At 67.0% G+C, this 25,848-nt stretch carries 24 protein-coding genes; 11 read left to right on the top strand and 13 right to left on the bottom strand.

The window, feature by feature from the left end; genetic code table 11:
• Positions 1-192 precede the first annotated feature (192 nt).
• The 3 genes from arsC to C1932_RS12675 form a co-directional block, all read right to left on the bottom strand.
• The gene (gene arsC / locus C1932_RS12685; protein WP_108762422.1) at positions 193-534 is read right to left on the bottom strand and encodes an arsenate reductase (glutaredoxin); all 342 of its coding nucleotides are present in this window, start codon (positions 532-534) and stop codon (positions 193-195) included.
• Positions 534-1,688, bottom strand: a complete 1,155-nt coding sequence (locus tag C1932_RS12680; protein WP_108762421.1) for a phospholipase A — start codon at positions 1,686-1,688, stop codon at positions 534-536. The genes arsC and C1932_RS12680 overlap by 1 nt, the downstream gene beginning before the upstream one ends.
• A gap of 119 nt (positions 1,689-1,807) precedes the next feature.
• A complete protein-coding gene (locus C1932_RS12675; RefSeq protein WP_108762420.1) occupies positions 1,808-2,293 on the bottom strand; it encodes a DUF456 domain-containing protein in 486 nt (161 codons plus the stop codon).
• A 237-nt stretch (positions 2,294-2,530) separates the two neighbouring features.
• On the opposite strand from C1932_RS12675, the gene C1932_RS12670 reads away from it, so the two are divergent.
• Positions 2,531-2,740 (top strand): cold-shock protein, encoded by a 210-nt coding sequence (locus C1932_RS12670; protein WP_065197592.1) that lies wholly within the window; start codon positions 2,531-2,533, stop codon positions 2,738-2,740.
• Between the two features lie 73 nt (positions 2,741-2,813).
• Here C1932_RS12670 and C1932_RS12665 read toward each other — a convergent pair whose 3' ends face one another.
• On the bottom strand, positions 2,814-3,308 hold the full coding sequence (locus C1932_RS12665; protein ID WP_108750065.1) for a glycine zipper 2TM domain-containing protein: 495 nt from the start codon (positions 3,306-3,308) through the stop codon (positions 2,814-2,816).
• A 128-nt stretch (positions 3,309-3,436) separates the two neighbouring features.
• Positions 3,437-3,871 (bottom strand): hypothetical protein, encoded by a 435-nt coding sequence (locus C1932_RS12660; RefSeq protein WP_108762419.1) that lies wholly within the window; start codon positions 3,869-3,871, stop codon positions 3,437-3,439.
• 79 nt (positions 3,872-3,950) lie between these two features.
• Here C1932_RS12660 and C1932_RS12655 point away from each other — a divergent pair, with 79 nt between their 5' ends.
• Positions 3,951-4,775, top strand: coding sequence for a tRNA threonylcarbamoyladenosine dehydratase (locus C1932_RS12655; protein ID WP_108762418.1), 825 nt, complete (start codon positions 3,951-3,953; stop codon positions 4,773-4,775).
• A gap of 24 nt (positions 4,776-4,799) precedes the next feature.
• Here C1932_RS12655 and C1932_RS12650 read toward each other — a convergent pair whose 3' ends face one another.
• Both C1932_RS12650 and C1932_RS12645 read right to left on the bottom strand, forming a co-directional pair.
• Complete coding sequence (locus tag C1932_RS12650; protein WP_108762417.1) at positions 4,800-5,573, bottom strand: TatD family hydrolase; 774 nt, start codon at positions 5,571-5,573, stop codon at positions 4,800-4,802.
• On the bottom strand, positions 5,570-5,785 hold the full coding sequence (locus tag C1932_RS12645; RefSeq protein WP_108750061.1) for a DUF6116 family protein: 216 nt from the start codon (positions 5,783-5,785) through the stop codon (positions 5,570-5,572). The genes C1932_RS12650 and C1932_RS12645 overlap by 4 nt, the downstream gene beginning before the upstream one ends.
• Before the next feature lie 163 nt (positions 5,786-5,948).
• Between C1932_RS12645 and C1932_RS12640 the strand changes: the two genes are divergently transcribed.
• From C1932_RS12640 to C1932_RS12600, 9 genes are all read left to right on the top strand, one after another.
• Positions 5,949-6,788, top strand: a complete 840-nt coding sequence (locus tag C1932_RS12640) for a glycine zipper 2TM domain-containing protein (protein ID WP_108753570.1) — start codon at positions 5,949-5,951, stop codon at positions 6,786-6,788.
• 120 nt (positions 6,789-6,908) lie between these two features.
• Complete coding sequence (locus C1932_RS12635) at positions 6,909-7,451, top strand: GNAT family N-acetyltransferase (protein WP_108762416.1); 543 nt, start codon at positions 6,909-6,911, stop codon at positions 7,449-7,451.
• Positions 7,452-7,558: 107 nt separating this feature from the next.
• Entirely contained in the window at positions 7,559-8,218 is a 660-nt protein-coding gene (locus tag C1932_RS12630) for a glutathione S-transferase family protein (protein WP_108762415.1), read from the top strand.
• Between the two features lie 110 nt (positions 8,219-8,328).
• Positions 8,329-10,608, top strand: a complete 2,280-nt coding sequence (locus tag C1932_RS12625; protein WP_108762414.1) for a thiamine pyrophosphate-dependent enzyme — start codon at positions 8,329-8,331, stop codon at positions 10,606-10,608.
• A 3-nt stretch (positions 10,609-10,611) separates the two neighbouring features.
• Positions 10,612-12,555: an asparagine synthase (glutamine-hydrolyzing) gene (gene asnB / locus C1932_RS12620; RefSeq protein ID WP_108762413.1), complete on the top strand. Its 1,944-nt coding sequence runs from the start codon at positions 10,612-10,614 to the stop codon at positions 12,553-12,555.
• A 64-nt stretch (positions 12,556-12,619) separates the two neighbouring features.
• On the top strand, positions 12,620-13,180 hold the full coding sequence (locus tag C1932_RS12615) for an NADPH-dependent FMN reductase (protein ID WP_108753565.1): 561 nt from the start codon (positions 12,620-12,622) through the stop codon (positions 13,178-13,180).
• Positions 13,181-13,429: 249 nt separating this feature from the next.
• On the top strand, positions 13,430-14,866 hold the full coding sequence (locus tag C1932_RS12610; protein ID WP_108762412.1) for a replicative DNA helicase: 1,437 nt from the start codon (positions 13,430-13,432) through the stop codon (positions 14,864-14,866).
• A gap of 156 nt (positions 14,867-15,022) precedes the next feature.
• Positions 15,023-15,235: a hypothetical protein gene (locus C1932_RS12605; RefSeq protein WP_108753563.1), complete on the top strand. Its 213-nt coding sequence runs from the start codon at positions 15,023-15,025 to the stop codon at positions 15,233-15,235.
• On the top strand, positions 15,232-15,495 hold the full coding sequence (locus tag C1932_RS12600) for a hypothetical protein (RefSeq protein ID WP_108762411.1): 264 nt from the start codon (positions 15,232-15,234) through the stop codon (positions 15,493-15,495). Before C1932_RS12605 ends, C1932_RS12600 begins: the two co-directional genes overlap by 4 nt.
• A gap of 119 nt (positions 15,496-15,614) precedes the next feature.
• Here C1932_RS12600 and lpdA read toward each other — a convergent pair whose 3' ends face one another.
• The 6 genes from lpdA to purB form a co-directional block, all read right to left on the bottom strand.
• The gene (gene lpdA / locus C1932_RS12595) at positions 15,615-17,051 is read right to left on the bottom strand and encodes a dihydrolipoyl dehydrogenase (RefSeq protein WP_108762410.1); all 1,437 of its coding nucleotides are present in this window, start codon (positions 17,049-17,051) and stop codon (positions 15,615-15,617) included.
• 63 nt (positions 17,052-17,114) lie between these two features.
• The gene (gene sucB, locus C1932_RS12590) at positions 17,115-18,317 is read right to left on the bottom strand and encodes a dihydrolipoyllysine-residue succinyltransferase (RefSeq protein ID WP_108750050.1); all 1,203 of its coding nucleotides are present in this window, start codon (positions 18,315-18,317) and stop codon (positions 17,115-17,117) included.
• Positions 18,318-18,358: 41 nt separating this feature from the next.
• Positions 18,359-21,190, bottom strand: a complete 2,832-nt coding sequence (locus C1932_RS12585; protein WP_108762409.1) for a 2-oxoglutarate dehydrogenase E1 component — start codon at positions 21,188-21,190, stop codon at positions 18,359-18,361.
• Positions 21,191-21,376: 186 nt separating this feature from the next.
• Positions 21,377-22,273: a GNAT family N-acetyltransferase gene (locus C1932_RS12580; protein ID WP_108762408.1), complete on the bottom strand. Its 897-nt coding sequence runs from the start codon at positions 22,271-22,273 to the stop codon at positions 21,377-21,379.
• A gap of 9 nt (positions 22,274-22,282) precedes the next feature.
• Complete coding sequence (locus C1932_RS12575; RefSeq protein ID WP_108762407.1) at positions 22,283-23,701, bottom strand: cupin domain-containing protein; 1,419 nt, start codon at positions 23,699-23,701, stop codon at positions 22,283-22,285.
• A 732-nt stretch (positions 23,702-24,433) separates the two neighbouring features.
• Positions 24,434-25,801, bottom strand: coding sequence for an adenylosuccinate lyase (gene purB, locus C1932_RS12570; protein ID WP_108756610.1), 1,368 nt, complete (start codon positions 25,799-25,801; stop codon positions 24,434-24,436).
• Positions 25,802-25,848: the final 47 nt, after the last annotated feature.

Raw genomic sequence — 25,848 nt, 5'->3', positions numbered from 1 at the left:
CGCAGGGCGCCGTTTTTCGTTGACCGGCCGTGATCGCCCGCGACACGACGGGGTAGAGTCGACTGTCAGTCGACTATCGCGCGCAGCGCGGGATTTTCGTGGCCTGGGCGAACAGCAGTCGACTGACAGTCGACTCTACCGAGCGTGCACGGTCGCCGGATCGGACGTGCATCGTCGCGCGATTGCCCGCTGCTACAACAGCTCCAGCACAGTTTCCGGCGGGCGGCACAGCCGCGTGCCCTTGGGCGTGCGCACCACGGGCCGGTTGATCAGGCGCGGGTGTTCGGCCATGGCGGCCAACAGGGTGGCGTCATCCGCGTCGGCCAGGTCCAGTTCGGCGAACTGCGCCTCCTTGCTGCGCACCAGCTCACGGGCGCTCAGGCCGGATTCGGCCAGCACCGCACGCAGGCTTGCGATGCCAGGCGGGGTGCTCAGGTAATCGACCACCACCGGCTCGATGCCGGCGTCGCGGATCAGGGCCAGGGCCCCGCGCGAATTGCTGCACGCCGGGTTGTGCCAGATCGTCACCGACATCAGAACCACTCCAGCAGCGACACGCCCACGCCCACGTAGGTGGCCTTGTGGTTGTAGTCGATCAGGCTTTCGCCGTAGCCGTCGAAGATCTGCACGTGGCCGCGCAGCAGGTTGCTGATCGGGAAGCCGTAATCGAGCTGCAGCGCGCCGTGCGAGCGGTCGCCGGTGCGCAGCGAATGGCGTGCCATCAGCGAGACCTCATGGCCGTTGCGGTTCCAGATGAGCGTGGCATCGCCACGGCCCATGTAGTCTTCAATGTCCGGGTTGTTGTCGTCGCTGCGCGTTTCCGGAATGCGGTACCAGGGCCGCAGCACCAGCGCCCAGTTCTCGCGGTCCAGGCCGATGTTGAGCATCACCCGGTTCCAGCTGCGCGACAGCGGGTCGGCGCGGCCGTTGGACTGGTGGTTCAGGCTGATGCCGGTCATGCGCCCGCGCCAGCCGCCAATCGAATAGCCGTTGCGGAACACCATCATCACTTCCGGCTCGTAGTTCGTTTCGCGGAAGGGGCGGGAATTCTCGGCGTTGTAGGCCTGCCAGCGCGAACTCTGGGTATAGCCGGCCCAGATATCGCCGTTGTCGCCGAACAGGTTCTCGGTGATCTTGGTCTTGAAGCTGATCTGGAACTTCAGCTCGGTGCTGTCCAGCACCTGCGGCGTGGTCACGCTGTTGACCGGGTTCGGGGACTGCGGCATCTGGTTCTTGTCGCTGGTCCAGAACGCGGGCAGCAGGTACACCGGCTTGTAGGCGCGCAGCTGGAACGGGCCCAGCTTGGAGTCTTCGGCCAGTTCCCAGCGGCTGTCCAGCAGCGAGCCGCGGCCGGCGTTTGCCAGCGCGCTGTCATCCGGGGCAGGGCGGAAGATGTCACCCACGCGGGCGCGCAGGTTCTCTTCGCCCTGGCTCAGGCGCGCGGCACGGCGTTGTTCGCGCAGCGCCTGCGCGGCCTGCTGGGCGGCCGCATCGGCAGCGGCGGTGGCCTCGGCACTGTGGCCGAACAGCCGGTCGTAGCAGGCCAGGCGGGCGGCATCGGTGTCGATGGCCGCGCAGCCGGCCGGTGTGGTGGTGGCGGTCGGCACGATCTCCTGCGCGGCCACGGGCGCGGCGGCCAGGGCCAGCGCCAGTGGAGCAAGGCGGGGGAGCAGAGCGGGGAGGGTCATTGCAGCAGGCCCTTCAAAATGAATACGGTGGATGCACAGTGTGGCGGCTGCCCGCACCTGCGGCCAGCCCCTTCGGTTTATGCCCAGCACCGGCGTGCGCGGGGTGTGAAGACGGGCCGCTAGAGGAACCAGGCAAAGGCGAACAGCCCCAGCATGGCGATGACCAGCGCCAGCTTCAGTGCCAGCCCCAGCAGGATGCCCAGCCAGGTGGCCAGGCCCACCTTGGTGGAACGGCCCAGCTCGCGGCTGTGCCAGTACTCGCCCAGCAGGGCGCCCACCAGCGGGCCGGCGAACAGGCCGATGGGCATGAAGAACAGGCCCACGATGCTGCCCACGAAGGTGCCCCAGAGTGCCTTGCGGCTGGCGCCGACCCGTTGCGCACCCACCACGGTGGCCAGCACGTCGACCAGCAGCGACAGCACGGTCAACACGGCCAGGATCACCAGGGTGGGCCAGCCCACATGCACGAAACCGTCAGCCCAGGCGGCCAGCAGCAGGCCCAGGAACACCAGCGGCACCCCCGGAAGGGCCGGCAGCACGATGCCGGCCAGGCCGACCAGGACAGAAATGACCGCTAGCAGGTACAAGATGAATGAGAGGTCCATGCTGGTCCGTATGGTTGGCTTTTTGGGCTTGACAGTGAAAGATTTTGCCAGTTGCTTTTTCGTTTTGGTCGGGTTAAGTTGCAGTCGCTGAGCTTGGCAAGGTCACCGTGGATCGTGGCCTGATGAAGCAAGATCTCACCGATCCGCTGCATCGTTGCACCTCGCTTCCCCCTTGCTTGTCAGCCGCCCAACCAGGCGTATCCAACAACAAGAGAGAGTCACCAGGGAGTTAGTGAGATGTCTGATCGCGAGAGCGGTACCGTCAAGTGGTTCAACGATGCGAAGGGCTTCGGCTTCATCAGCCGTGAAAACGGCGAAGATGTGTTCGTGCACTTCCGTGCCATCCAGACCCAGGGCTTCAAGAGCCTGAAGGAAGGCCAGAAGGTCACCTTCACCGTCGTGCAGGGCCAGAAGGGCCTGCAGGCCGATGCCGTGCAGCCGGTCTGACCGGAACGCATCGCGTTGAACGAAAAAGGCCCGCGCAAGCGGGCCTTTTTCTTTGCCAGTGGCCCGGGGCAGGTCAGCGCAGGATCACCCGGCCGTTGACCACGCGCACGTAGGTGTTTTCGCGGATACCGGCCAGGTCGCGCTGGTTCACCACCACGGTGCGGCCATCATCCATGCGCACGGTGATGTCGTAGGTATCGCTGGTCACGTTCTTCTGGATCTGGTTGCCGGCCAGCGCGCCACCCACCGCGCCTGCGGCGGCGGCGATGTTCTTGTTGCCGCGGCTGCCGCCGGTGTGGTCGGAAATCTCATGGCCGGCAACGGCGCCGACCAGACCGCCCAGGATGGCGCCGGTGGCGGCCGGTGCGGTTCGGCCCGAGGCCACGGTGTTGATGCGGGTGACGATACCGCAGTCCGCGCAACGGCCCTGGTTGTAGCCGGAGTTGTTGCCGTAGCCGCCGTTGTTGTAGCCATTGTTGTAACCACCGCCGCCGTAACCGGGCGAGGTGGCGCAGCCGGCCAGCGCGAGGGTGGCGATGGTGGCGGCAGCGATGAGCTGGATCTTCATGGGGCGTCTCCTGGCCGTGAAGGCGGGTGCGGGTGGTGCTGCGTCATGCAGCAGGGTGGCTGGCATCGTCCGCTTTCCCACGTGAACAAGGTGCCAACCGCGACAGCGCATTCCGGCTGGAAGATGAATCAGCGGAAATCCTGGTGGCAGGCTCGGCAATCGTCCTGCACGGCCTGCACCCGCGTGGCCAGTGCCGTGCAGTCAGCCGGCGGCGCGGCCAGCGCGTCGTTGAGCCGGCCGCGGTAGGCACTGGCATGGGCCTGGAAGCGGCGGTCGTGTTGCAGTTGCGGGAAGGCCAGGTCCAGGTCGTTGGACAGCAGGCGCAACGCCTGCAGGCGCGGCACGCTGTCGGCCAGGCTGCAGCGGTTCTGCTGCTGGGCCTGCTGCAGCAGTTGCGACTGCCGCTGCATCACCTGCATCAGGCTGTCGGGAAACGGATCGCGACGGGCCTGCAGGGCACGGCCCACCATCACCGTGGCCACCAGGCCTATCAGCAGGCCCAGGGCCAGCACGAACAGATAGCGGTAGGCCGTGGTCTGGCCGGGGGAGGGGCTGGCAGTCATGCGGGCACTCCGGGCATGCAACGGTGGGTTCGGTTGTGGCGCGCTGTGGCGACCGCCGCCTGCACGTTAAAATAGCCGCATGAACGAACAGGTCAAAGAACGCTTCGCCGGCATTGAACGGCTGTATGGCGTGGGTGCGCTCGAGCGCCTGCAGGGCAGCCGCGTGGCGGTGGTGGGCATGGGCGGCGTCGGCTCGTGGGTGGTCGAAGCGCTGGCGCGTTCGGCGGTGGGGCACCTGACCCTGATCGATGCCGACGATATCTGCGTGTCCAACACCAACCGCCAGTTGCCGGCCATGGAGGGCAACTACGGGCGCAACAAGTCGGTGGCGATGGCCGAGCGCTGTCGTGCCATCAATCCGCAGATCGAGGTGGATGCGGTGGAGGCGTTCCTGACCACCGGCAACATGGCCGAACTGCTGGACCGCAGCTTCGATCTGGTCATCGACGCCTGCGACAGCTTCCGGGTGAAGGTGGAAACCATTGCCTGGTGCCGCCGCCGCAAGCTGCCGCTGTTGACCGTGGGCGCAGCCGGTGGCCGCACCGATCCCACCCTGGTGCGCATCCGCGATGTCTCGCGCACCGAACATGACGCCATGCTGGCGCTGATCCGCAAGAAGCTGCGCAGCGAGTTCAACTTCCCCAAGAACGCCAAGCGCTACTTCGGCGTGCCGGCGGTCTATTCGCTGGAAAACGTGAAGTACCCGCAGGCCGATGGCAGTGTCTGCGGCCTGCGCCCCAACCTGGGCGCCGATGCAGCGTTGAAGCTGGATTGCGGTGCCGGCCTGGGCGCGGCCACGCACATCACCGGCGCCTTCGCGTTCGCAGCAGCGGGCAAGGCGCTGGAGATGCTGCTGGAGCCGAAGAAAGTGAAGGCCGAAGCAGACGCCGCCCAGGACCGGTAGCGCCGGGCCATGCCCGGCGACGGGTCACACCTTGGGCAGGTTGAACAACCGCCGGGCGTTGTCGGCGGTCGCCTGGGCCACCGCCTCTACGGCTACCCCACGCAGCGCGGCCACGTGGCGGGCAATCACTGCCAGCCGCGCCGGCTCGTTGCGCTGGCCGCGAATGCCAGCATCGGGCTGGTCGGGCGCATCGGTTTCCAGCAGCAGCTGTTCCAGCGGTATTTCGCGCACCAGCCGGTGCAGGCGCTGGGCGCGCTCATGCGTCAGCGGCCCGCCCAGGCCCAGCAGAAAGCCCTGCTTGTGCAACTGCACGGCCTGTTCGGGGCTGCCGGAATAGCTGTGCACCACCCCGCGCAGCCCGCCGATGCGGCGTATCGCGGCGATCACCGCATCCACTGCCTTGCGCGCGTGCACGATCACCGGCAGGTCGAATTCCCGCGCCAGCTGCAACTGGCCCAGGAAATAGTCCTGCTGGGCCTGCATATCCAGATCGCCCACGAAGAAATCCAGACCGCATTCGCCGATGGCACACGGGCGCTCGCGCTCGATCCAGTCGCGCAGCTGCTGCAGATGCTCGGGCCGGTGCTCGGCCAGGAACATCGGGTGCAGGCCGTACGCCGGGTACAGCCCCGGCGCGTGCTGGCAGACCTGGCGCAGCTTCGGCCAGCTGGCGGCAGTAACCGCCGGCACCACCTGGGCCTGCACGCCGGCCGCCCGGGCGCGCGCGATCACCGCATCGCGGTCGGGGTCGAATTCGCTGGCATCCAGGTGGCAATGGCTGTCGATCAGCACGCTCAACCCTGCTGCAACGGCGGCGGCACGGCCGCGCCGCGCTGCTTCCAGTTGGCCAGCAGCAGCGTGCCCAGGCCCAGCAGCAGCTCATCCACGAACGGAATCGGGTCGGGAATGAAGAAGGTGATGGCAAACAGACCGGCGGTCAGCTTGAACAGGGTGGGGTAGCGCAGCCGGCGTGCCCATTGCAGAACCGGCAGCAGCATCGGGTTGGCCATGGTGGAAGTCCATGCGGGGAATGTGCAAACGCTATCACGGGCACAGCATTTCCAGATGCTGAATGGGTTACGGCCATGAGCAGGAAATGTGGAGATTCCGTTCAGGCGGACCATGCTGCAATCTGTTCCAAGAACGTTGCGGATCGTCCGCAGGGAGCAGGTCATGAAAAGCACAACTACAACGGTCCTGGTCGCAGCAGGCGCACTGCTGGTCGGTGGTATTGCTACCGCCGCCTTCATGAAGAGCGGCTCGTCGGCCGACGTGGCCGGTTCGGCCCAGCCCTCGGCCGAATCCCGCCTGGCCGATGGCAACGCGGCCGATGACGGCGCGCGCACCGATACGCTCGACCCGAGCGCGCCGCGTGGGCTGGAATACGCCGATGTGCTGAAGGTCGATCCGATCACTGAAAAGCAGAAGGCCTACGCCACGGTCATCGGCACCGATGCGGTGCGCGAGACCTCCACCACCCAGACCCCGCACGAAGTCTGCCAGGACGTGGTGGTGCAGGAGCGCCTGCCCGAGCGTGATGGCAACGTCGGTGGCACCGTGGTCGGCGCCGTGGTTGGTGGCCTGCTGGGCAACCAGGTCGGTGGCGGCAACGGCAAGAAGGCCGCTACCGCTGCCGGTGCCGTGGCCGGTGGCTTCATCGGCAACCAGGTGGACAAGCGCCACGTGGGCGGCCGCGTGGTGAACCGCACCGAGCGCCAGTGCCACACCGAAACGGCCACCTCGGAATCCAGCCGCGTGACCGGCTACAACGTGACCTACCGCAACGAAGACGGCACCACCGGCACCATGCGCATGGCCAGCAAGCCGGGCAACCGCATCGCCATGGGCACCAACGACGTGGTGAAGGGTTACAACGTGACCTACCGCTACGACGGCGCCGAAAAGACCGTGCGCCTGGACAACAAGCCGGCCAGCGATCGCCTGCCGGTGGTCGATGGCCAGCTGGTCACCCAGACCGCGGCAGCGGGCGATACGGCCGCCAATCGCCAGTAACGCACGCAGTGCAGCGGGTATCGGACAGGCCGGCATTTGCCGGCCTGTTTCGTTTGCGGGTCTGGATTCCGGGCCGGTATCGACGATGATGTCCGGCCATGGTCTGGCAGAGGAACCGGCATGAGCATCTTCGATCTGCGCATCGAAACCGAGCGGCTGATCCTGCGTCCGCCGCAGGCGCAGGACCTGCAGCCTTACCTGGCGTTCTGTGCCGATGAGGAAGTGATGCGCAGCCTGGGCGGGGTGCAGCCACCGTCGGCGGCCTGGCGCAGCTTCTGCAGCCTGGCCGGTGCCTGGCAGTTATTCGGGTACTCGATGTTCAGCGTGATCGAAAAAGCCAGCGGCGAGTGGGTCGGCCGCATGGGCCCCTGGCAGCCGCTGGGCTGGCCCGGCCCGGAAGTGGGCTGGAGCATCCGCCGCGCCAGTTGGGGGCAGGGCTATGCGCCGGAGGCGGCGGTGGCGGCCATCGATTGGGCCTTCGCTACGCAGGACTGGCAGGAAGTGATCCATACCATTGCCGAGGACAACGAAAAGTCCAGGGCCGTGGCGCGCAAGCTGGGCAGCCAGCTGCTGCGCATGGGCCAGTTGCCGCCGCCCTACCAGGGCCCGCCGCTGCAGATCTGGGGGCAGTCGCGCGCGCAGTGGCAGCAGCGCCCGCGCTGATTGTGTGACGGCCTGCGCGCCGATGCTGCATCCGCGCTTGGCAGCGCTGCCGGCTGTTGCCAGACTGCACCCAGCCGGCCGTCGGCCGGGTTTCGCTGGAGCAGGCAATGGTGGAAGAACGCGTTCCGTTGACGGTGCATGGCATGTCGGTGTCCGGCAACTGCCACAAGGTGCGGTTGCTGCTGGAACAGGTGGGTAGCCGCTACCGCTGGGTGGAAGTGGACAGTGCGCATGGCCAGACCCACACGCCTGAATTCCTGGCGCTCAATCCCAATGCCAAAGTGCCGTTGATCGTGCGCGATGACGGCCGCGTACTGACCGAATCCAACGCGATCCTGTTCTGGCTGGCCGAAGGCACCCCGTACCTACCGGCCGATGGCTGGGAGCGCGCGCAGGCGCTGAGCTGGATGTTCTTCGAGCAGTACACCCATGAGCCCTGCATCGCGGTGGCGCGCTTCATCCGCGGCTGGACCGAGCAGGATTCGCCGCGCCGGGCCGAGCTGCCGCGCCTGCACGAGCGTGCGCAGCACGCGCTGGCGGTAATGGAACAGCACCTGCGGCAGGCGATGTGGTTCACCGGCAGCCATTACGGTATTGCCGATATCGCGCTGTTTGCCTACACGCATGTGGCCGAAGACGGTGGCATCAGCCTGCAGCCCTTCCCGGAAATACGCGGTTGGCTGCAGCGGGTGCGCGAGCAACCGCGCTTCGTGCCCATGCCGGCGGTCACCGCCGAGGTGCAGGCACGACTGGATGCACGCGCGTAGAGTCGAGCTTGCTCGACTGGTTTCCAGCGTAGTCGAGCAAGCTCGACGCTACGAAAGCTGGGCCGCGTGCCACGCCCGGCGGAATGCAGCAACGACACGGAGGGTGTTCGATGTTTGCAGTCGTTCCAGATCCGATTCCCGCACGCATGCGCGCGCTGAACCGCGCCGAGGTGTGTGATGTCAATTTCCTTGAAGCGGTGCGTGGATGGGACGGGGTGCCGCGACAGCGCCCGGCACCGGATGCACCGATCCTGCCCGGCAGCGGTCTGGGCGCCGCTGCGTTCGGTGAGCTGTTCGAATCACAGCTGGCCAGCCGCCAGCTGGACCTGATGGCCCGTGTGCTGCGGGTGCAGAACAAGGTCTTCTACACCATCGGTTCGTCCGGGCATGAAGGCAACGCGCTGCTGGCGCGGGCGTGCCGGCACACCGATCCGGCCTTCCTGCACTATCGCTCCGGGGCGTTCATGATCGAGCGTTCGCGGCACGTGCCCGGCCTGGACCCGCTGCGCGATGCGGCGCTGTCCTTCGCCGCCAGCGCCGAAGATCCGGCCAGCGGGGGGCGGCACAAGGTCTGGGGCAGCCGCCCGCTGTGGGTGCTCCCGCAGACGTCCACCATTGCCTCGCACCTGCCCAAGGCGGTCGGCACCGCCCTGGCCATCGAGAGCGGCAAGCGCCTGGGGCAGCCACTGCCGATTCCGGCCGACAGCCTGGTGCTGTGTTCCTTTGGCGATGCCTCGGCCAACCATGCCACCGCGCAGACCGCCTTCAACACCGCCATGTGGGCGGCCTACCAGAAGCTGCCGGTGCCGGTGCTGTTCGTCTGCGAAGACAATGGCCTGGGCATTTCGGTGAAGACGCCCGAAGGCTGGATCGCCGAACGCTTCAGCCGCCAGCCGGGCCTGGACTACTTCTTTGCCGATGGCCTGGACCTGGCCGCCGGCCACAGCCAGGTGCAGGCCGCGGTGGAGCACTGCCGGCGCACGCGGCGGCCCACCTTCCTGCACCTGCGTACCACGCGGCTGATGGGCCACGCCGGCACCGATTTCGAAGTGGAATGGCGCGCGCTGGCCGACCTGTGCGCGGCCGAGGCGCAGGACCCGCTGCTGCGCTCGGCGCAGATTGCGCTGGAATCGGGCTGGATGACCGCTGCGCAGATCGAGCAGGCCTACGAAGACCTGCGCGCGCGCTGCCTGGCAGCCGCCCACCAGGCCGATGCACGGCCCAAGCTGCAGTCGCTGGACGAAGTGCTGGCGCCGCTGGCGCCGTACTCGCCCGCCGCGGTGCAGGCCGAAGCGGAGCGGGTGCTGGCGCCGGCACTGCGTGAATCGATGTACGGCGGCGCCGATCATCTGCCCGAGGCGCAGCCGCCACGGCATCTGGCGGTGCAGATCAACCAGGCCCTGCAGGAGCTGCTGGGCAAGTACCCGCAGGCGGTGCTGTTCGGCGAAGACGTGGCGCAGAAAGGCGGGGTCTACACCGTCACCCGCGACCTGCTGCGCCGCTTCGGTCCACGCCGGGTGTTCAACACCCTGCTGGATGAAACCATGATCCTGGGCATGGCCCAGGGCCTGGCCAACCTGGGCCTGCTGCCGATACCGGAAATCCAGTACCTGGCTTACCTGCACAACGCCATCGACCAGCTGCGGGGCGAGGCCTGCTCGCTGCAGTTCTTCTCCAACGACCAGTTCCGCAACCCGATGCTGGTGCGGGTGGCCGGCCTGGGCTACCAGAAGGGCTTCGGCGGCCACTTCCACAACGACAACTCCATTACCGCCCTGCGCGATATTCCCGGGCTGGTGGTCGGTTGCCCCTCGCGCGGCGACGATGCGGTGATGATGCTGCGCACGCTGGCCGCGCTGGCGCGGGTGGATGGGCGGGTGTCGGTGTTCCTGGAGCCGATCGCGCTGTACATGACCAAGGACCTGCACGCAGCAGGCGATGGCCAGTGGCTGTTCGACTATCCGCCGCCGGGGCAGGCCCTGGTGCCCGGCGAAGGCCGCGTCTATGCGCCCGAGGCGCAGGACCTGCTGGTGATCACTTACGGCAACGGCGTGCCGATAGCCCTGCGCGCGGCACGCCGTATCGAGCAGCAGCTGGGCTGGCAGGTGCGCGTGCTCGACCTGCGCTGGCTGGTGCCGCTGCCGGCGGCGTTCATTGCCGCCCAGGCCGCCGACGCACGGCGGGTGCTGGTGCTGGACGAGGGCCGCCACAGCGGCGGGGTGGGCGAGGGCGTGGTGACCGCCCTGGTCGAGGCCGGGCTGGGCCACCTGCCGCTGCGCCGGGTCTGCGGCGCCGATACCTATACGCCGCTGGCGGGGGCAGCAATGTTCGGGCTTCCAAGCGACAATGCAGTGGTTGGCGCCGCCCTGGACCTGGCGCAGGAAACCTGATGCATGTGTGGATTGGCGGGAATGTTGTTGCCGGCGGCGCAGGCCCCGGCCGAGCGGCTGCAGGCGCAGGCGCTGGCCATGGGCCAGGCGCTGCACCACCGTGGGCCCGATGACGGTGGCACCTGGGTGGACGCGGCGGCTGGCATTGCCCTGGCCCACCGGCGGCTGAGCATCCTCGACCTGTCGCCGCTGGGGCATCAGCCGATGGCGTCCAGCGATGGCCGTTACGTGATGGCCTACAACGGCGAGGTCTACAACTTCGCCACGCTGCGTGCCGAGCTGGAACCGCTGGGCCACAGCTTCCGCGGACATTCCGATACCGAAGTGCTGCTGGCGGCGGTGCTGCAATGGGGCGTGGAAGACACCCTGCAGCGCGCCAACGGCATGTTCGCCATCGCCCTGTGGGACCGCCAGCAGCAGTGCCTGTGGCTGGCCCGCGACCGGGTGGGCAAGAAACCGCTGTACTACGGCTGGGCCGGCGACACCCTGGTGTTCGGCTCGGAGCTGAAGGCGCTGTGGCAGCACCCGGAGTTCGACAACGAGATTGACCGCGATGCGCTGACCCTGCTGCTGCGCCTGGATTACATTCCCGCCCCGCACAGCATCCACCAGCGCTGCTTCAAGCTGATGCCCGGCCGGGTGCTGCGGCTGGATGCGGCCACGGTGGCCGCCGGTGCGGGCGCACACCGGCCCGAGCAGGCGCAGCGGCCGTACTGGGACGCGCGTGCGCGCATGCAGTCGGCGCTGGCCGCACCGTTCCAGGGCACCATCGAGGAGGCCGAAGAACAGCTCGACGGCCTGCTGCGCGATGCGGTTTCGCTGCGCATGGTGGCCGACGTGCCGGTGGGCGTGTTCCTGTCCGGCGGCACCGACTCCTCGCTGGTGGCCGCGCTGATGCAGGCGCAGAGCGCCACGCCGGTGCACAGCTTCAGCATCGGCTTTACCGGTTCGCACCACGACGAGGCGCCGCTGGCGCGGGAACTGGCCACCCACCTGGGCTGCGACCACACCGAACTGTATGTGAGCGGCGCCGATGCGCTGGCGGTGGTGCCGCAGTTGCCGGCCATGTTCGATGAACCCTTCGCCGATGCCTCGCAGGTGCCGACCGCACTGGTCGCGCGGCTGGCGCGGCAGGGCGTGACCGTGGCGCTGTCTGGTGACGGTGGCGACGAACTGTTCTTTGGCTACATGCGCTACGTGCGCGCGCTGCGCAACTGGCAGATGCTGGGGCGCGTGCCGGCGCCGCTGCGGCGCTGGATGGGCGCGCGTGCGCACCAGCAGGGCGAGGCCTCGCGTACCGGTGGGCTGGCCGCGCTGCTGGCCGAAACCGGCGCGCGCGGCATCGGCGATGTGTACCGCAACCGCATTTCGCGCTGGCGCGACCCGGCGGCGGCGGTGATCGGTGCACGCGAGGCGGGCAGCTTCTACGACCTGGCCGACCCGCTGCACGGGGCCGGCACGCCGGCCGACGCGATGATGCTGGCCGATTTCGTTTCCTACCTGCCCGATGATCTGCTGTGCAAGGTGGACCGCACCTCGATGGCGGTCAGCCTGGAGGCGCGGGCACCGCTGCTGGATTGGCGGGTGGCCGAGTTTGCCTGGTCGCTGCCGCTGGCGTTCAAGCGCAGCCAGGACACCAGCAAGGTGCTGCTCAAGCGCGTGCTCGGCCGCTACGTGCCGCAGAACATGGTGCATCGACCCAAGCGCGGCTTTGGCGCACCGGTGAGCGACTGGCTGAAGGGCGACCTGCGCCCGTGGGCCGACGATCTGCTGCAGCCGGCGCGGCTGGAGCGCGAAGGCGTGCTGTCGGCGGCGGCGGTGCAGCCGCTGTGGCAGCAGTTCCTGGGCGGCCAGCGCAAGTGGCATACCCATCTGTGGAACGTGCTGATGTTCCAAGCCTGGCAGGACCACTGGCGGCAGGTGCGCGCAGGCGTCACCCGCGGCTGATCTTCACCGGGGCACATCGGGCCGGCCGCTAGGCTGGTCCTTTCCCCATCAGGAGTGTGCCGCCATGCCTGTACCCACCATCGCCGTGTTTGTTGGCAGCCTTCGCAAGGAATCGTGCAACCGCCGGCTGGCGCTGGCCCTGGAGAAGCTGGCCGGTTCGCGCGCGCGGTTCCAGTACGTGCGCATCGACGATCTGCCGCTGTACAACCAGGATTTCGATGGCAGCTACCCGGCCCAGGGCACCCGTCTGAAGGATGAGGTGCGCGGCGCCGACGCGGTGTTGTTCGTCACCCCCGAATACAACCGCTCGGTGCCGGGCGTGCTGAAGAACGCCATCGACATCGGCTCGCGGCCGTATGGCGACAGCGCCTTCGGCGGCAAACCGGCGGCGGTGATCGGTGCCTCCATCGGCCAGATCGGCACGGCCGTGGCCCAGCAGCACCTGCGCAACAGCCTGGCCTTCCTGGACATGCACGTGCTCGGCCAGCCCGAAGCGTTCATCCACTTCAAGGATGAGCTGATCGGCGCCGATGGCACGATCCACAACGAGGGCACGCAGAAGTTCCTGCAGGGCTATGTGGACCGCTTCCTGCAGTTGATCGCGGTGCATGCCAAGGGCGACTGAGGTTGCCAGCGGGGTCAGAGCCCTCTGCTGTGCAGAGGGATCTGACCCCTCGCTGCCGGGGTCGGATCCCGGCGCGCAGCGCCGGGCTCCGACCCCATGCGATAATGACCGTCTCAGGCTGTGCAACCGCGCTGTGCCGCGGCAGCCATCCCCCGTTCGTCCACGGCTTATCCACAGAGTTGTCCATGGCCGCCGGTGTGGGTGCATGCCTACACTGGCCCCGGCCACTTTCGCAGGAAATACCGCAGCATGTCCGCCCGTCCCGGCTTCCGTTCCAACCGCAAAGACCGCGGCGATGGCTTTGATCGTGATCGTGATCGTGACGATTCGCGCATCGACCAACTGCGTGTGCCGCCGCATTCGGTGGAAGCCGAGCAGGCGGTGCTGGGCGGCCTGATGCTGGCCCCGGAAGCCTACGACCGGGTCAACGACCAGCTGAACGAAACCGACTTCTATCGCCGCGATCACCAGATGATCTACCGGGCGATCCGCGAGCTGTCCGAGCGCGAGCGGCCGTTCGATGCGGTCACCCTGGGCGAGTGGTTCGAATCGCAGGGCAAGATGGAGCTGGTGGGCGATGGCGCTTACCTGATCGAGCTGGCCAGCACCACGCCGTCGGCCGCCAACATCGTGGCCTATGCCGAGATCGTGCGCGACAAGGCGGTGCTGCGGCAGCTGATCCAGGTCGGCACCGACATTGTCAACGACGGTTTCCAGCCCGAAGGTCGCGACAGCAGTGAACTGCTGGCGTCGGCGGAAAAGAGCGTGTTCGCCATTGCCGAACAAGGCGCGCGCGGCCGTACCGATTTCGTGGCGATGCCCGGCGCACTGAAGGATGCCTTCGAAGAGCTGCGCAACCGCTTCGAGAACGGCGGCAACATCACCGGCTTGCCCACCGGCTACACCGATTTCGATGCGATGACCGCCGGCCTGCAGCCGACCGATCTGATCATCCTGGCCGCGCGCCCGGCGATGGGCAAGACCACCTTCGCGCTGAACATCGCCGAGTATGCGGCGATCAAATCGAAGAAGGGCGTGGCGGTGTTTTCGATGGAAATGTCCGCATCGCAGCTGGCGATGCGCCTGATTTCCTCAAACGGCCGCATCAACGCGCAGCGCCTGCGTACCGGCCAGCTGGAAGACGAGGACTGGAGCCGGGTCACCAGCGCGATCAAGATGCTGAAGGAAACCAAGATCTTCATTGACGATACGCCGGGCGTGTCGCCGGAGATCCTGCGTTCCAAGTGCCGCCGCCTGAAGCGCGAGCACGACCTGGGCCTGATCGTGATCGACTACCTGCAGCTGATGAGCGTGCCGGGCAACAGCGAAAACCGCGCGACCGAAATCTCGGAAATCTCGCGTTCGCTGAAGGGCCTGGCCAAGGAACTGAACGTGCCGGTGATCGCGCTTTCGCAGCTGAACCGCTCGCTGGAAACGCGTACCGACAAGCGCCCGGTGATGGCCGACCTTCGCGAATCGGGCGCAATCGAGCAGGACGCGGACATGATCGTGTTCATCTACCGCGACGATTACTACAACAAGGAAAATTCGCCTGACAAGGGCCTGGCCGAGATCATCATCGGCAAGCACCGTGGTGGTCCCACCGGTTCGTGCAAGTTGAAGTTCTTCGGCGAATACACCCGCTTCGACAACCTGGCCCACGATTCGGTCGGTTCGTTCGAATAACGCCTGCGGGCGTTACCGTAGCGCCGGGCCATGCCCGGCCGATTCCCACGGTTTCGTCAGCCCCAGCGCGGTTTCGTCGCAAACCGTTTGCGGCCGGGCGGGCAGGGCGCCAAGGTGATCCCAGGCGGCAGGGTGCCGCCGCAAGGGAGACCTGTCATGAAGACGCTGTTCGCGCTGGGCGTGTGGTGCCTATTGTTCGTGCTGTGCTGGCCGCTCGCGATCCTGGCCCTGCTGCTGTGGCCAGTGGTCTGGCTGCTGAGCCTGCCGTTCCGCCTGGTCGGCATCACCTTCTCGGCCCTGTTTGCCTTCCTGCGTGCGCTGTTCATGCTGCCGGCGCGGCTGCTGGGTGGCCGGGCGGTGGCGGCATGAGGGCGCTGCTGTTGCTGGGCCTGGCCCTGCTGGCAGGCCCGGCCCTGGCCGAACCACCGCCGCCGGCACCCACCTCTGCCTGGTTGGAGCGGCAGCAGGTGGCTGCCGCCGATGAAGCCAACGCCGCGGCGGCCAAGCCGCCGAAGAAGCCCGAGGCCAAGGAACGCTGTCGGGTCACGAAGGAATGGAAGGTCGGCGAGACGGTGGTGCAGCACAAGGTCTGCGAAGATCCGCCAAAGAAGCCGGCTGGAAAGGTGTAGCGCCGAGCCCATGCCCGGCTCTGAACGAAAACGGACAACAAAAAACCCCGCCGAAGCGGGGTTTTTCGTTTTCGGTTCAGTGCCGACCAACGGTCGGCACCCACCCCGAAGACGAACGATCAGTTCGCCTTGTGGATGGCACGCTTGCTGACCGCCATGGCCGCGTCGTGGATCACTTCCGACAGCGACGGGTGGGCGTGGCAGATGCGGGCCAGGTCATCGGCCGAACCGCTGAACTCCATGGTCAGCACGCCTTCGTGCACCAGCTCGGACACGTTGGCGCCGACCAGGTGCATGCCGAGGATGCGATCGGTTTCGGCATGGGCCAGGATCTTCACGAAGCCTGCCGGCTCGATCATCGCCACGGCACGGCCGTTGGCGGCGAACGGGAAGCTGCCGGCCTTGTACGGAATGCCTTCGGCCTTCAGCTGGGCTTCGGTCTTGCCAACCCAGGCCAGTTCCGGCTCGGTGTAGATGACCCACGGGATGGTGTCGAAGTTGACGTGGCCCGGCAGGCCAGCGATCAGTTCGGCCACCGCGATGCCTTCCTCGAAGCCCTTGTGCGCCAGCATCGGGCCGCGCACGCAGTCGCCGACCGCCCACACGCCGTTGACGCCAGTGTGGCAGTGCGCATCGACTTCGATCTGGCCACGGTCGTTGATCTTCACGCCGGTGCCTTCGGCCAGCAGGCCCTTGGTGGCGGCGCGACGGCCAACGGCCACCAGCAGCTTGTCCACGGTCAGGGTCTTTTCGCCTTCGCTGTCGGTATAGGTGACAACGACTTCCTTCTTCTTGCCCTTGCCGGTGATCTCGGTCTTGGAGACCTTGGCGCCCAGGCGGATATCCAGGCCCTGCTTCTTGAATTCCTTGGCAGCGGTCTTGGCCACTTCGGCGTCGGCCACGGCCAGGAACTCCGGCAGTGCTTCCAGAATGGTGACTTCAGCGCCCAGGCGCTTCCACACGCTGCCCAGTTCCAGGCCGATCACGCCGGCGCCGATCACGGCCAGGCGGTTCGGCACTTCGGTGAAGTCCAGGCCGCCGACGTTGTCGACGATGGTCTCGCCGTCGAACTTGGCGAACGGCAGTTCGATCGAATCCGAACCGGCGGCGATGATCACGTTGGTGCCCTTCAGCTCGACGATGGAACCGTCATGCTGGGTGACCTTGACCACGTTGCCCGGCTGCAGTTCGCCGAAGCCGTAATAGGCGGCGACCTTGTTGGCCTTGAACAGCATGCCGATGCCGCCGGTGAACTGCTTGACGATCTTGTCCTTGCGGCCAACCATCGCTTCGACGTCGATCTTGGCGTCCTTGAAGCTGATGCCGTGGTCGCCAAAGATGTGGCCCATGTTCCAGAACTGGCGCGAGGAATCCAGCAGCGCCTTGGACGGGATGCAGCCCACGCGCAGGCAGGTGCCACCCAGGGCCGGCTTGCCGTCCTTGCCCAGCGCTGCGTCGATGCAGGCGGTCTTCAGGCCCAGCTGTGCGGCGCGGATGGCCGCGTGGTAACCGGCCGGGCCGGCACCGATGACGACGACGTCGAATTGTTCAGCCATTGAATTATTCCTTGTTGCTATACCAGAACCCCTCCGCGCGGACGCGGAGGGGCGGGAGGTCTCTTACAGGCCGAACAGCATGCGGCCCGGGTTTTCCAGCTGGTTCTTGATGTCCACCAGGAACTGCACCGAGTCCTTGCCATCGATGATGCGGTGGTCGTAGGACAGCGCCAGGTACATCATCGGTGCGATCACGACCTGGCCGTTCTGGGCGATCGGACGCTCCTTGATGGCGTGCATGCCCAGGATGGCGCTCTGCGGCGGGTTGATGATCGGGGTCGACAGCAGCGAACCGAAGGTGCCGCCGTTGGTGACGGTGAAGGTGCCGCCCTGCAGTTCGTCCAGGCCCAGCTTGCCGTCACGCGCCTTCTTGGCGTAGTCGGCAATGGTCTTTTCGATGTCGGCGAAGGACATGCGCTCGACGTTGCGCAGCACCGGGGTCACCAGACCCTTCTCGGTCGACACGGCGATCGAGATGTCCGAGTAGCCGTGGTAGATGATGTCGTCGCCGTCGATGGAGGCGTTGACCAGCGGGAAGCGCTGCAGGGCGTTGGCCGCGGCCTTCACGAAGAAGCTCATGAAGCCCAGCTTGATGCCGTGGGCCTTGACGAACTCGTCCTGCAGTTCCTTGCGCGCAGCCGAGACCTTGGACAGGTCGACTTCGTTGAAGGTGGTCAGCATGGCGGTGGAGTTCTTCGACTCCATCAGGCGTTCGGCAATGCGCTTGCGGATGCGGGTCATCGGCACGCGTTCTTCCGGACGAGCGCCACCGGCCTTGCCGGCGCCGCCGTTGCGGGCGAAGTTGACGATGTCTTCCTTGGTGACCGCGCCGCGACGGCCGGTGCCGTCCACGTCGGCCGGGTTCACGCCTTCGGTGATGGCGGTGAAGCGGGCGCCCGGGGGCAGGCTGTCGGCAGCCGACTTGGCAGCCGGGGCCGGTGCAGCAGCGGCGGCCGGAGCGGCAGCAGCCGGGGCAGCGGCGGCAGCCGGAGCGGCTTCAGCGGCCGGAGCCGGGGCAGCAGCCACGGCGCCTTCTTCGATGATCGCCACGACCTGGCTGGAGGTGACGGTGTCGCCTTCCTTGAACTTGATTTCCTTGATCACGCCATCGACCGGCGACGGCACTTCCAGGACGACCTTGTCGGTTTCCAGGTCAAGCAGGTTTTCGTCGCGCTTGACGGCGTCGCCCACCTTCTTGTGCCAGGTGGCGATGGTGCCGTCGGCGACGGATTCGGGCAGTACCGGGGCTTTGACTTCGGTGGCCATTGCGGGAGCTTCCTGGTTTGTCTTCTAAATAGGGGGAGGAGTTATTCAGCGACCTGGTCGTTGAACGGGTTGACCAGTGCGTCGGCGACCAGCTGCTGCTGTTCACGCACGTGGTCAGCCATGTGGCCGGCAGCCGGCGAAGCCGAACGCGCGCGACCGGCGTAGTGCAGGTTCTGGCCATCGGCCAGGCAGAACTGCAGGTGGTGGCGGATCTGGTACCACGCGCCCTGGTTCTGCGGTTCTTCCTGCGTCCACACCACGTCGGTGGCGTTGCCGTACTTCTTCAGCTCGGCAGCCAGCAGCGCGCGCGGGAACGGGTACAGCTGTTCCACGCGGATGATGGCCACGTCGTCCTGGCCACGCTTGGTCTGGTCTTCCAGCAGGTCGTAGTAGACCTTGCCCGAGCACAGCACCACGCGCTTGACCTTCTTGGCGTCTGCGTTGGCGTCGCCAATCAGGTGCTGGAACTCGCCATTGGCCAGTTCGTCCAGGGTGGACACGGCCAGCTTGTGGCGCAGCAGCGACTTGGGCGACATCACCACCAGCGGCTTGCGGGTGGTCAGGTGCAGCTGGCGGCGCAGCATGTGGAAGGCCTGGGCCGGGGTGGACGGCACCACGACCAGCATGTTTTCCAGCGCGCACAGCTGCAGGAAGCGCTCCAGGCGCGCCGAGCTGTGTTCCGGGCCCTGACCTTCGTAGCCGTGCGGCAGCAGCAGGGTCAGGCCGGAAATGCGGCCCCACTTGGCTTCACCGGCGGCGATGAACTGGTCGATGACCACCTGCGCGCCGTTGGCGAAGTCACCGAACTGGCCTTCCCAGATGCACAGGGTGTTGGGGTCGGTGGTGGAGAAGCCGTACTCGTAGGCCATCACCGCTTCTTCGCTCAGCAGCGAATCGATGACGGTGGCCTTTTCCGGCGAATCCACCAGCTGCCGCAGCGGCAGGTAGTAGTTGTCGGTGGCCTGGTCGTGCAGGATCGCGTGGCGGTGGGTGAAGGTGCCGCGGCCCACGTCCTGGCCGACCAGGCGCAGGGCATTGCCTTCGTCCAGCAGGGTGGCGTAGGCCAGATTCTCGGCAAAGCCCCAGTCACCCGGGATCTCGCCGGCGGCCATCTTGCGGCGGTCGTCGTACACCTTGGCCACGCGCGAGTGCAGCTGCACTTCTTCGGGCACGGTGTTGATCAGCTTGGCCAGCTCCAGCAGCTTGGCCTTGTCGACCTTGGTCGAGATCGGATCGGACAGCTTGCCTTCCAGCAGCTTCGGCCAATCGACGAACAGCGGGCTGGTCGGCGGGGTCTTTTCAACCTTGGCCAGCTCGGTGGTCACTTCGCCGCCGTCCAGCTTGTCGCGGTATGCATCGACCATCGCCTTGCCGGCGCCGGCGGCGATCACGCCTGCCTTTTCCAGCTGCTCGGCGTACATCTCGCGGGTGGTCGGGTGCTTGCGGATCACCTGGTACATCAGCGGCTGGGTGATCGCCGGTTCGTCGGCCTCGTTGTGGCCCCAACGGCGGTAGCACATCAGGTCGATGACCACGTCCTTGGCGAACTTCTGGCGGAACTCGAAGGCCAGCTGTGCAGCGAACACCACCGCTTCCGGGTCATCGCCGTTCACGTGCAGCACCGGTGCGGCGATCATCTTCGCCACGTCGGTGGCATAGCGCGTGGAGCGCGTGTCCTGCGGATTGGAGGTGGTGAAACCGACCTGGTTGTTGACCACGATGTGCACAGTGCCGCCAACGGCGAAGCCGCGGGCCTGCGACATCTGGAACAGCTCCATGACCACGCCCTGGCCGGAGAAGGCCGCGTCGCCGTGAATCAGGATCGGCATGACCTGCTTGCGCGCGGTGTCCTTGCGGCGCTCCTGGCGCGAACGCACGGAACCGGCCACGACCGGGTCAGCGATTTCCAGGTGCGACGGGTTGAACGCCAGCGCCAGGTGCACCGGGCCGCCTTCGGTGGCCACGTCGGCCGAGAAGCCCATGTGGTACTTCACGTCACCGGCCGAAGCGTGCTCGTCGTGTTCGAACTTGCCTTCGAATTCGTCGAACAGCTTGCGCGGGTTCTTGCCCAGGGTGTTGACCAGCACGTTCAGGCGGCCACGGTGGGCCATGCCGATCACCACGTCCTTGACCCCATCCTTGCCGGCGCTGCGGATGATGGTGTCCATCATCGGGATGAGCGAGTCGCCGCCTTCCAGCGAGAAGCGCTTCTGGCCGACGTACTTGGTGTGCAGGTAGCGTTCCAGGCCTTCGGCGGCGGTCAGGCGCTCCAGGGTGCGGCGCTGGGTGTCAGCGTCCAGCTGGTAGTTGCCACCGGCCAGTTCCAGCTTCTTGTAGATCCACTGGCGCTGCTCGACCTCGGAGATGTGCATAAACTCCGCACCGATCGAACCGGTGTAGGTCGCCTTCAGGCGTGCCAGCAGGTCGCGCAGCTTCATGCGCGGCTGACCGCCCACGCCGCCGGTGCTGAACTCGCTGTTCAGATCGCCATCGGACAGGCTGTGGAAGGGCAGGCCCAGGTCCGGGGTGTTGACCGGCTTGGTCAGGCCCAGCGGGTCCAGGCGGGCATCGAGGTGGCCGCGCGAACGGTAGGCGGTGATCAGACGACCGACATTGCGCTCACGCTCGTCGCCCGCACCGCTGCCGGTGCCGGCTTTCAGCGCATCCTTGGCCGCGTCCGCAATGTGGGAGATGACGGCCGAGTGCGGAATGTCGCCTGCTTCGCGGCCCTTGAAGCCGTCGAAGTAGGTCTTCCATTTGGGATCGACACTATCCGGGGAGACCAGGTACTGCTCGTACAGGTCCTCGACATAGGAGGCGTTGCCGCCGGCGAGTTGCGAAGATTGCGCAAACTGCTTCAGTTGATTGTCCACGATGGAGGGTGTTGATTCGCTTTGTGGGGTATGGCTTCAGAAGGACCCTGCAGGAAAATGAATAGCCCTGCACGGGCGCGTTCAAACAGCCAAATTGTACCCCCATCCGCACGGGATGGGGCAGCAACGGCGGCATTGCGCGCGCCGCGGTGTCGGTGCCAGACAGGTTTGTCCGCGTGGGCCGTGTCAGATGCCGAGGGCACGCAGTTCGCTGCATTCGCGCGAACGGTCCCAGACGCGCTGCAATTGCTGCTCGAACGGCTGTGAACGTGCAGGCAGGGCGATGCCGGCTTCACCGTCCAGGCGGTGGCCGATAAGACGAAAGTAGAAGTCGCCCGCGTCGTTGACCAGGCAGGCCGAGGCCAGTGCGCGGTCGACCGGATCGCTCACTTCACGGAACTGGATCACGCTGGGCAGGCGCTGGTACAGCGCCAGCAGCGGCGCCCCGGCACTGGCAATCGCGGCGGCGTCGTGCACGATCACCCGCAGTTGCTTGTCATGGCGGGCCGTGGCGAAGCGGCGCAGGGCCGCCTGCACCGGCCGCGCATCCAGCAGCCCGGGGTCCAGCTGGCGGCTGTGCAGCCAGAGCTGGCGGCGGGCCCGGTGGATGATGGCGGTGGTGATGGCCACCGCCTCGGCCCGGCTGTCGATGGCGCTGGCCACGCCCAGCCGCCGCCGCATCTGCTGGTGGCCGATGCCGGCTTCCTCGAACACCTCGCCTTCGGGCAGGAAGCCCAGGCGTGCGTAGAAGTCGCGCGCCGGCAGCTGCGCGTGCAGGTGCAGGTCGGCCAAGCCCAGGCGGCGACCGGCGTCCACCAACGCCTCCAGCAGGGCCTCGCCAACGCCCTGGTTGCGGTGGCTGGCCAGCACGGCCATGCGGCCGATGCGGCCATCCGGGGCCAGGCGCCCGGTGCCGACGGGCTGGCCATCGACGTCCAGGGCCAGCACATGGGCACTGACCGGGTCCAGCGCGTCGCGCTCCAGCTCGGCGGCAATGCCCTGTTCCTGCACGAACACCCGCTGCCGCACGTCGTGGATGGCAACGTGGGCCTCGGCGTGGCTGACCTGCTGGACCCGGATCATGGCCATGGCTCAGGCGCGACCGTCGTCGCTGTCGTCTTCGTCGTGGTCATCGAAGTTGACAATGACCTCGATCCCGTCGTCGTGCACGGTCACGGTGTGGACATCGTCGGACACGACCTCGTCGTCAAGTTCGGCGACCTGGTCGTGGCCTTCCACCACTTCGCCCAGCACGTCGTGGTCGCCGGCTTCCTCGTCTTCATCCTCGTCGGCGTAGACCTCGTTCGGGTCGATCAGCTGGAACACGCCGCCGACCAGCAGCTGCTGCAGCACCGCGCGGCCCTTGTCCGACAGCCCGCGATAGGCGGCGGCATCGAGCTGTTCGGCGCCGGCCAGGCGCTGCGCGTCCTTGGCGGGCAGGGCGAAATCCTGGCCGCTGACATACAGGCTGGCGCCGCGCTTGGCCCTGCGCCAGGCCAGGCGTGCCCACGGGTGGCGCTGCAGCAGCAGGCCCGAGGCCAGCGCCTGCACCACTTCTTCCGGCGCTGGCGCGGCCTGGTGGGCCATCACTTCGCCGGCGGCGCGGTAGGTGGTGATGAAGCGGCCGAACCAGTCGCCCAGTTTGTCCGGGTCGTTCATGCGGATGGCGTTGAGCGCGGTGATCACCCGGGCCATCGCCACCGTATCGATTTCGTTCGGGTCGGCCGGCACCTTCAGGTCGGCATCCTGGTAGCGGATGTTCTCGTCGGCATCGGCGATCAGGGTGTCCAGGTAGTCGCTGATCAGCTCGGCCGAGGACGGCGCGCGCATGCCGAAGGAGAACGTCAGGCAGGGGTCTTCGGCTACGCCGTGGTGCGGCACGTTCGGCGGCAGGTACAGCATGTCACCCGGCGCCAGCACCCAGTCATGGGTGGGCTTGAACACCTGCAGCAGCTTCAGTTCCACATCGGGGCGGAAGCCCAGCGGCGGGCGCTTGCCCTTGATCGATTCGCTGGCATCGATCTGCCAGCGGCGGTGGCCGTGGGCCTGCAGCAGGAACACGTCGTACTGGTCGACATGGGCGCCGACCGAGCCGCCGGTGGCGGCGAAGCTGATCATCACATCGTCCATGCGCCAGCGCGGCAGGAAGCTGAAGTGCTCGATCAGCGCGCGCACGTCCTTGTCCCACTTGTCCACGTCCTGCACCAGCAGGGTCCAGTCGTGGTCGGGCAGGGCGGGGAACACGTCTTCCTGGAACGGGCCGCTGCGCACGCGCCAGCTGTCCTGGGCCTTGTCATGCTGGATCAGGCGCGCCAGCACGCCTTCTTCGCAGGCCAGCCCAGCCAGGTCTTCCGGCTGCACCGGGGTCTGGAAATCGGCGAACGCATTGCGGATCAGCAGCGGGCGCTTCTGCCAGAAGTCGCGCAGGAAGGTGGCCGGGGCCATGCCCAGCGGCTTGCCGGGGCGGGCGGTGACTTCAATGAGCGGAGCGGAGGACTTGCGGGCGGCCATGGGGGAATCCTTGCAGCGGAAAGCGGGAGGGGCGGCGCGGCGGGCCGCCAAGGTCTCCATTGTCCGCCGTTCGCTGGGATTGCGCACGTGCGATGGTTTGTCGCGGGGTTCCGGCCAACGGCGGAGCCCCTCGTGGCGGGTGGGGCGCCCAACGGCAGAATCGCGTTTGGCCGGGCGGGTGGGCTGCGCGGGGGACGCTGCAAGTACGTCCCTGTAAGCTTGGCCGCCGCATCCATGCGGCGGACACCCCCGCGCAGCCCACCCGCCCGGCCCCTGACAGTTTCCTGCGCGGCCCGCCACGGAATGGAAAGAAGAAAAGCAAAGGCAACAGCGGGTCGCGCGCTGCGCTTGCTCGCGTAGCGTGGAGCTTGCTCGACTGAGCGGAAGCAGTCGAGCAAGGCTCGACTCTACAAAGAGCCCAAAACAAAGAGGGACGCGGCGAAGCCGCGTCCCTCTTTCAAATTCCGTCCCGACAACCCAACGCTCTTCGATCCGCAACCGGGAAACTGTCAGGGGTGGGGCGGGTTGGGTTCGCGGGGGTGTCCGCGGCATGGATGCCGCGGCCAAGCCTCCACGGACGGATTCACGGCGTCCCCCGCGAACCCAACCCGTCCCACCCAGCTCGCAGCAACCCAGAGCCCGGATCGCAGTTGCAGTTGCAGTTGCAGTTGCTGTTGCTGTTGCTGTTGCCTGCCGCAGGCAGCGCCCGCGGCCGCCGCCGCAAGGAAAACCTTAGATCTTCTTCGCCAGCGACTCGGCCAGGCCGGTGTAGCTGCCCGGGGTCATCTCCAGCAGGCGCTGCTTGGCATCGGCCGGCAGCTCCAGACCCTGCACGAACGTACGCATCGACTCGGCCGTGATGCCCTGACCACGGGTCAGTGCCTTCAGCTGCTCGTACGGATTGGGCAGGCCGTGGCGGCGCATGACCGTCTGCACGGCCTCGGCCAGCACTTCCCACGCCGCATCCAGATCGGCATCCAGGCGCTGCGGGTTCACTTCCAGCTTGCCCAGGCCCTTGGCCAGCGAATCCAACGCCACCTGGCTGTGGCCGAACGCGGTGCCCAGCGCACGCAGCACGGTGGAATCGGTCAGGTCACGCTGCCAGCGGCTGATCGGCAGCTTGGCGCTGAAGTGTTCGAACAGCGCGTTGGCAATGCCGAAGTTGCCTTCGGCGTTCTCGAAATCGATCGGGTTCACCTTGTGCGGCATGGTCGACGAGCCCACTTCGCCTTCCTTCAGGCGCTGCTTGAAGTAGCCCAGCGAGATGTAGCCCCAGATGTCACGGGCCAGGTCGATCAGGATGATGTTGGCGCGACGCGCCGCATCGCCGATCTCGGCCACGTTGTCGTGCGGCTCGATCTGGGTGGTGTACGGGTTGAACACCAGGCCCAGGCCGGTGACGAAGCGCTCGGCGAACGCCGGCCAGTCCACGTCCGGGTAGCTGGCCACGTGCGCGTTGTAGTTGCCCACCGCGCCGTTGATCTTGCCGGTCAGTTCCACCGCGGCGATCTGCCGGCGCTGGCGCTCCAGGCGGGCGACCACGTTGGCCAGTTCCTTGCCCAGGGTGGTGGGCGAAGCGGTCTGGCCATGGGTGCGCGACAGCATCGGCTGGCCGGCCTGGGCGTGGGCCAGGGTGCGCAGCGTGGTGGCGATGCCGTCCAGGGTCGGCAGCAGCACTTCGCGGCGGGCCTGTTCCAGCATCAGGCCGTAGCTGAGGTTGTTGATGTCTTCGCTGGTGCAGGCGAAATGCACGAATTCCAGCGCCGGGGCCAGCTCGGCGTCGTCCTTCAGCTGTTCCTTGATGAAGTACTCGACGGCCTTGACGTCGTGGTTGGTGGTGCGCTCGATTTCCTTCACGCGCGCAGCCTGGGCCGGGCTGAAGCCGGCGGCCAGGGCGCGCAGGCGGGCGATGGCGCCCTCGGAGAACGGCGCCAGTTCGACGATGCCCGGCTCGGCGGCCAGCGCCAGCAGCCATTCCACCTCGACCACGATACGGGCCTTGATCAGGCCATATTCGGAGAAGATCGGACGCAGGGCGTCGACCTTGCCGGCATAACGGCCATCGAGCGGGGACAGGGCGAGCAGGGCGGAATCGGACATGTCGGCAGGGCTGGGGCAGGCGGCGGGGGCCATATTCTACGACGCGG

The organism is Stenotrophomonas sp. YAU14D1_LEIMI4_1, from assembly GCF_003086815.1.
GTDB lineage: Bacteria > Pseudomonadota > Gammaproteobacteria > Xanthomonadales > Xanthomonadaceae > Stenotrophomonas.
This window is presented reverse-complemented; position numbering and strand designations above follow the sequence as displayed.

Excerpts from the sequence above, each read along its gene's own strand:
- purB (WP_108756610.1), bottom strand. The coding sequence starts at position 25,801 with ATGTCCGATTCCGCCCTGCTCGCCCTGTCCCCGCTCGATGGCCGTTAT.
- C1932_RS12635 (WP_108762416.1), top strand. The coding sequence starts at position 6,909 with ATGAGCATCTTCGATCTGCGCATCGAAACCGAGCGGCTGATCCTGCGT.
- C1932_RS12630 (WP_108762415.1), top strand. The coding sequence starts at position 7,559 with ATGGTGGAAGAACGCGTTCCGTTGACGGTGCATGGCATGTCGGTGTCC.
- C1932_RS12660 (WP_108762419.1), bottom strand. The coding sequence starts at position 3,871 with ATGACTGCCAGCCCCTCCCCCGGCCAGACCACGGCCTACCGCTATCTG.
- C1932_RS12645 (WP_108750061.1), bottom strand. The coding sequence starts at position 5,785 with ATGGCCAACCCGATGCTGCTGCCGGTTCTGCAATGGGCACGCCGGCTG.
- C1932_RS12665 (WP_108750065.1), bottom strand. The coding sequence starts at position 3,308 with ATGAAGATCCAGCTCATCGCTGCCGCCACCATCGCCACCCTCGCGCTG.
- C1932_RS12655 (WP_108762418.1), top strand. The coding sequence starts at position 3,951 with ATGAACGAACAGGTCAAAGAACGCTTCGCCGGCATTGAACGGCTGTAT.
- arsC (WP_108762422.1), bottom strand. The coding sequence starts at position 534 with ATGTCGGTGACGATCTGGCACAACCCGGCGTGCAGCAATTCGCGCGGG.
- C1932_RS12625 (WP_108762414.1), top strand. The coding sequence starts at position 8,329 with ATGTTTGCAGTCGTTCCAGATCCGATTCCCGCACGCATGCGCGCGCTG.
- asnB (WP_108762413.1), top strand. The coding sequence starts at position 10,612 with ATGTGTGGATTGGCGGGAATGTTGTTGCCGGCGGCGCAGGCCCCGGCC.
- C1932_RS12615 (WP_108753565.1), top strand. The coding sequence starts at position 12,620 with ATGCCTGTACCCACCATCGCCGTGTTTGTTGGCAGCCTTCGCAAGGAA.
- lpdA (WP_108762410.1), bottom strand. The coding sequence starts at position 17,051 with ATGGCTGAACAATTCGACGTCGTCGTCATCGGTGCCGGCCCGGCCGGT.
- C1932_RS12670 (WP_065197592.1), top strand. The coding sequence starts at position 2,531 with ATGTCTGATCGCGAGAGCGGTACCGTCAAGTGGTTCAACGATGCGAAG.
- C1932_RS12680 (WP_108762421.1), bottom strand. The coding sequence starts at position 1,688 with ATGACCCTCCCCGCTCTGCTCCCCCGCCTTGCTCCACTGGCGCTGGCC.
- C1932_RS12605 (WP_108753563.1), top strand. The coding sequence starts at position 15,023 with ATGAAGACGCTGTTCGCGCTGGGCGTGTGGTGCCTATTGTTCGTGCTG.
- C1932_RS12610 (WP_108762412.1), top strand. The coding sequence starts at position 13,430 with ATGTCCGCCCGTCCCGGCTTCCGTTCCAACCGCAAAGACCGCGGCGAT.
- sucB (WP_108750050.1), bottom strand. The coding sequence starts at position 18,317 with ATGGCCACCGAAGTCAAAGCCCCGGTACTGCCCGAATCCGTCGCCGAC.
- C1932_RS12640 (WP_108753570.1), top strand. The coding sequence starts at position 5,949 with ATGAAAAGCACAACTACAACGGTCCTGGTCGCAGCAGGCGCACTGCTG.
- C1932_RS12580 (WP_108762408.1), bottom strand. The coding sequence starts at position 22,273 with ATGATCCGGGTCCAGCAGGTCAGCCACGCCGAGGCCCACGTTGCCATC.
- C1932_RS12675 (WP_108762420.1), bottom strand. The coding sequence starts at position 2,293 with ATGGACCTCTCATTCATCTTGTACCTGCTAGCGGTCATTTCTGTCCTG.
- C1932_RS12575 (WP_108762407.1), bottom strand. The coding sequence starts at position 23,701 with ATGGCCGCCCGCAAGTCCTCCGCTCCGCTCATTGAAGTCACCGCCCGC.
- C1932_RS12600 (WP_108762411.1), top strand. The coding sequence starts at position 15,232 with ATGAGGGCGCTGCTGTTGCTGGGCCTGGCCCTGCTGGCAGGCCCGGCC.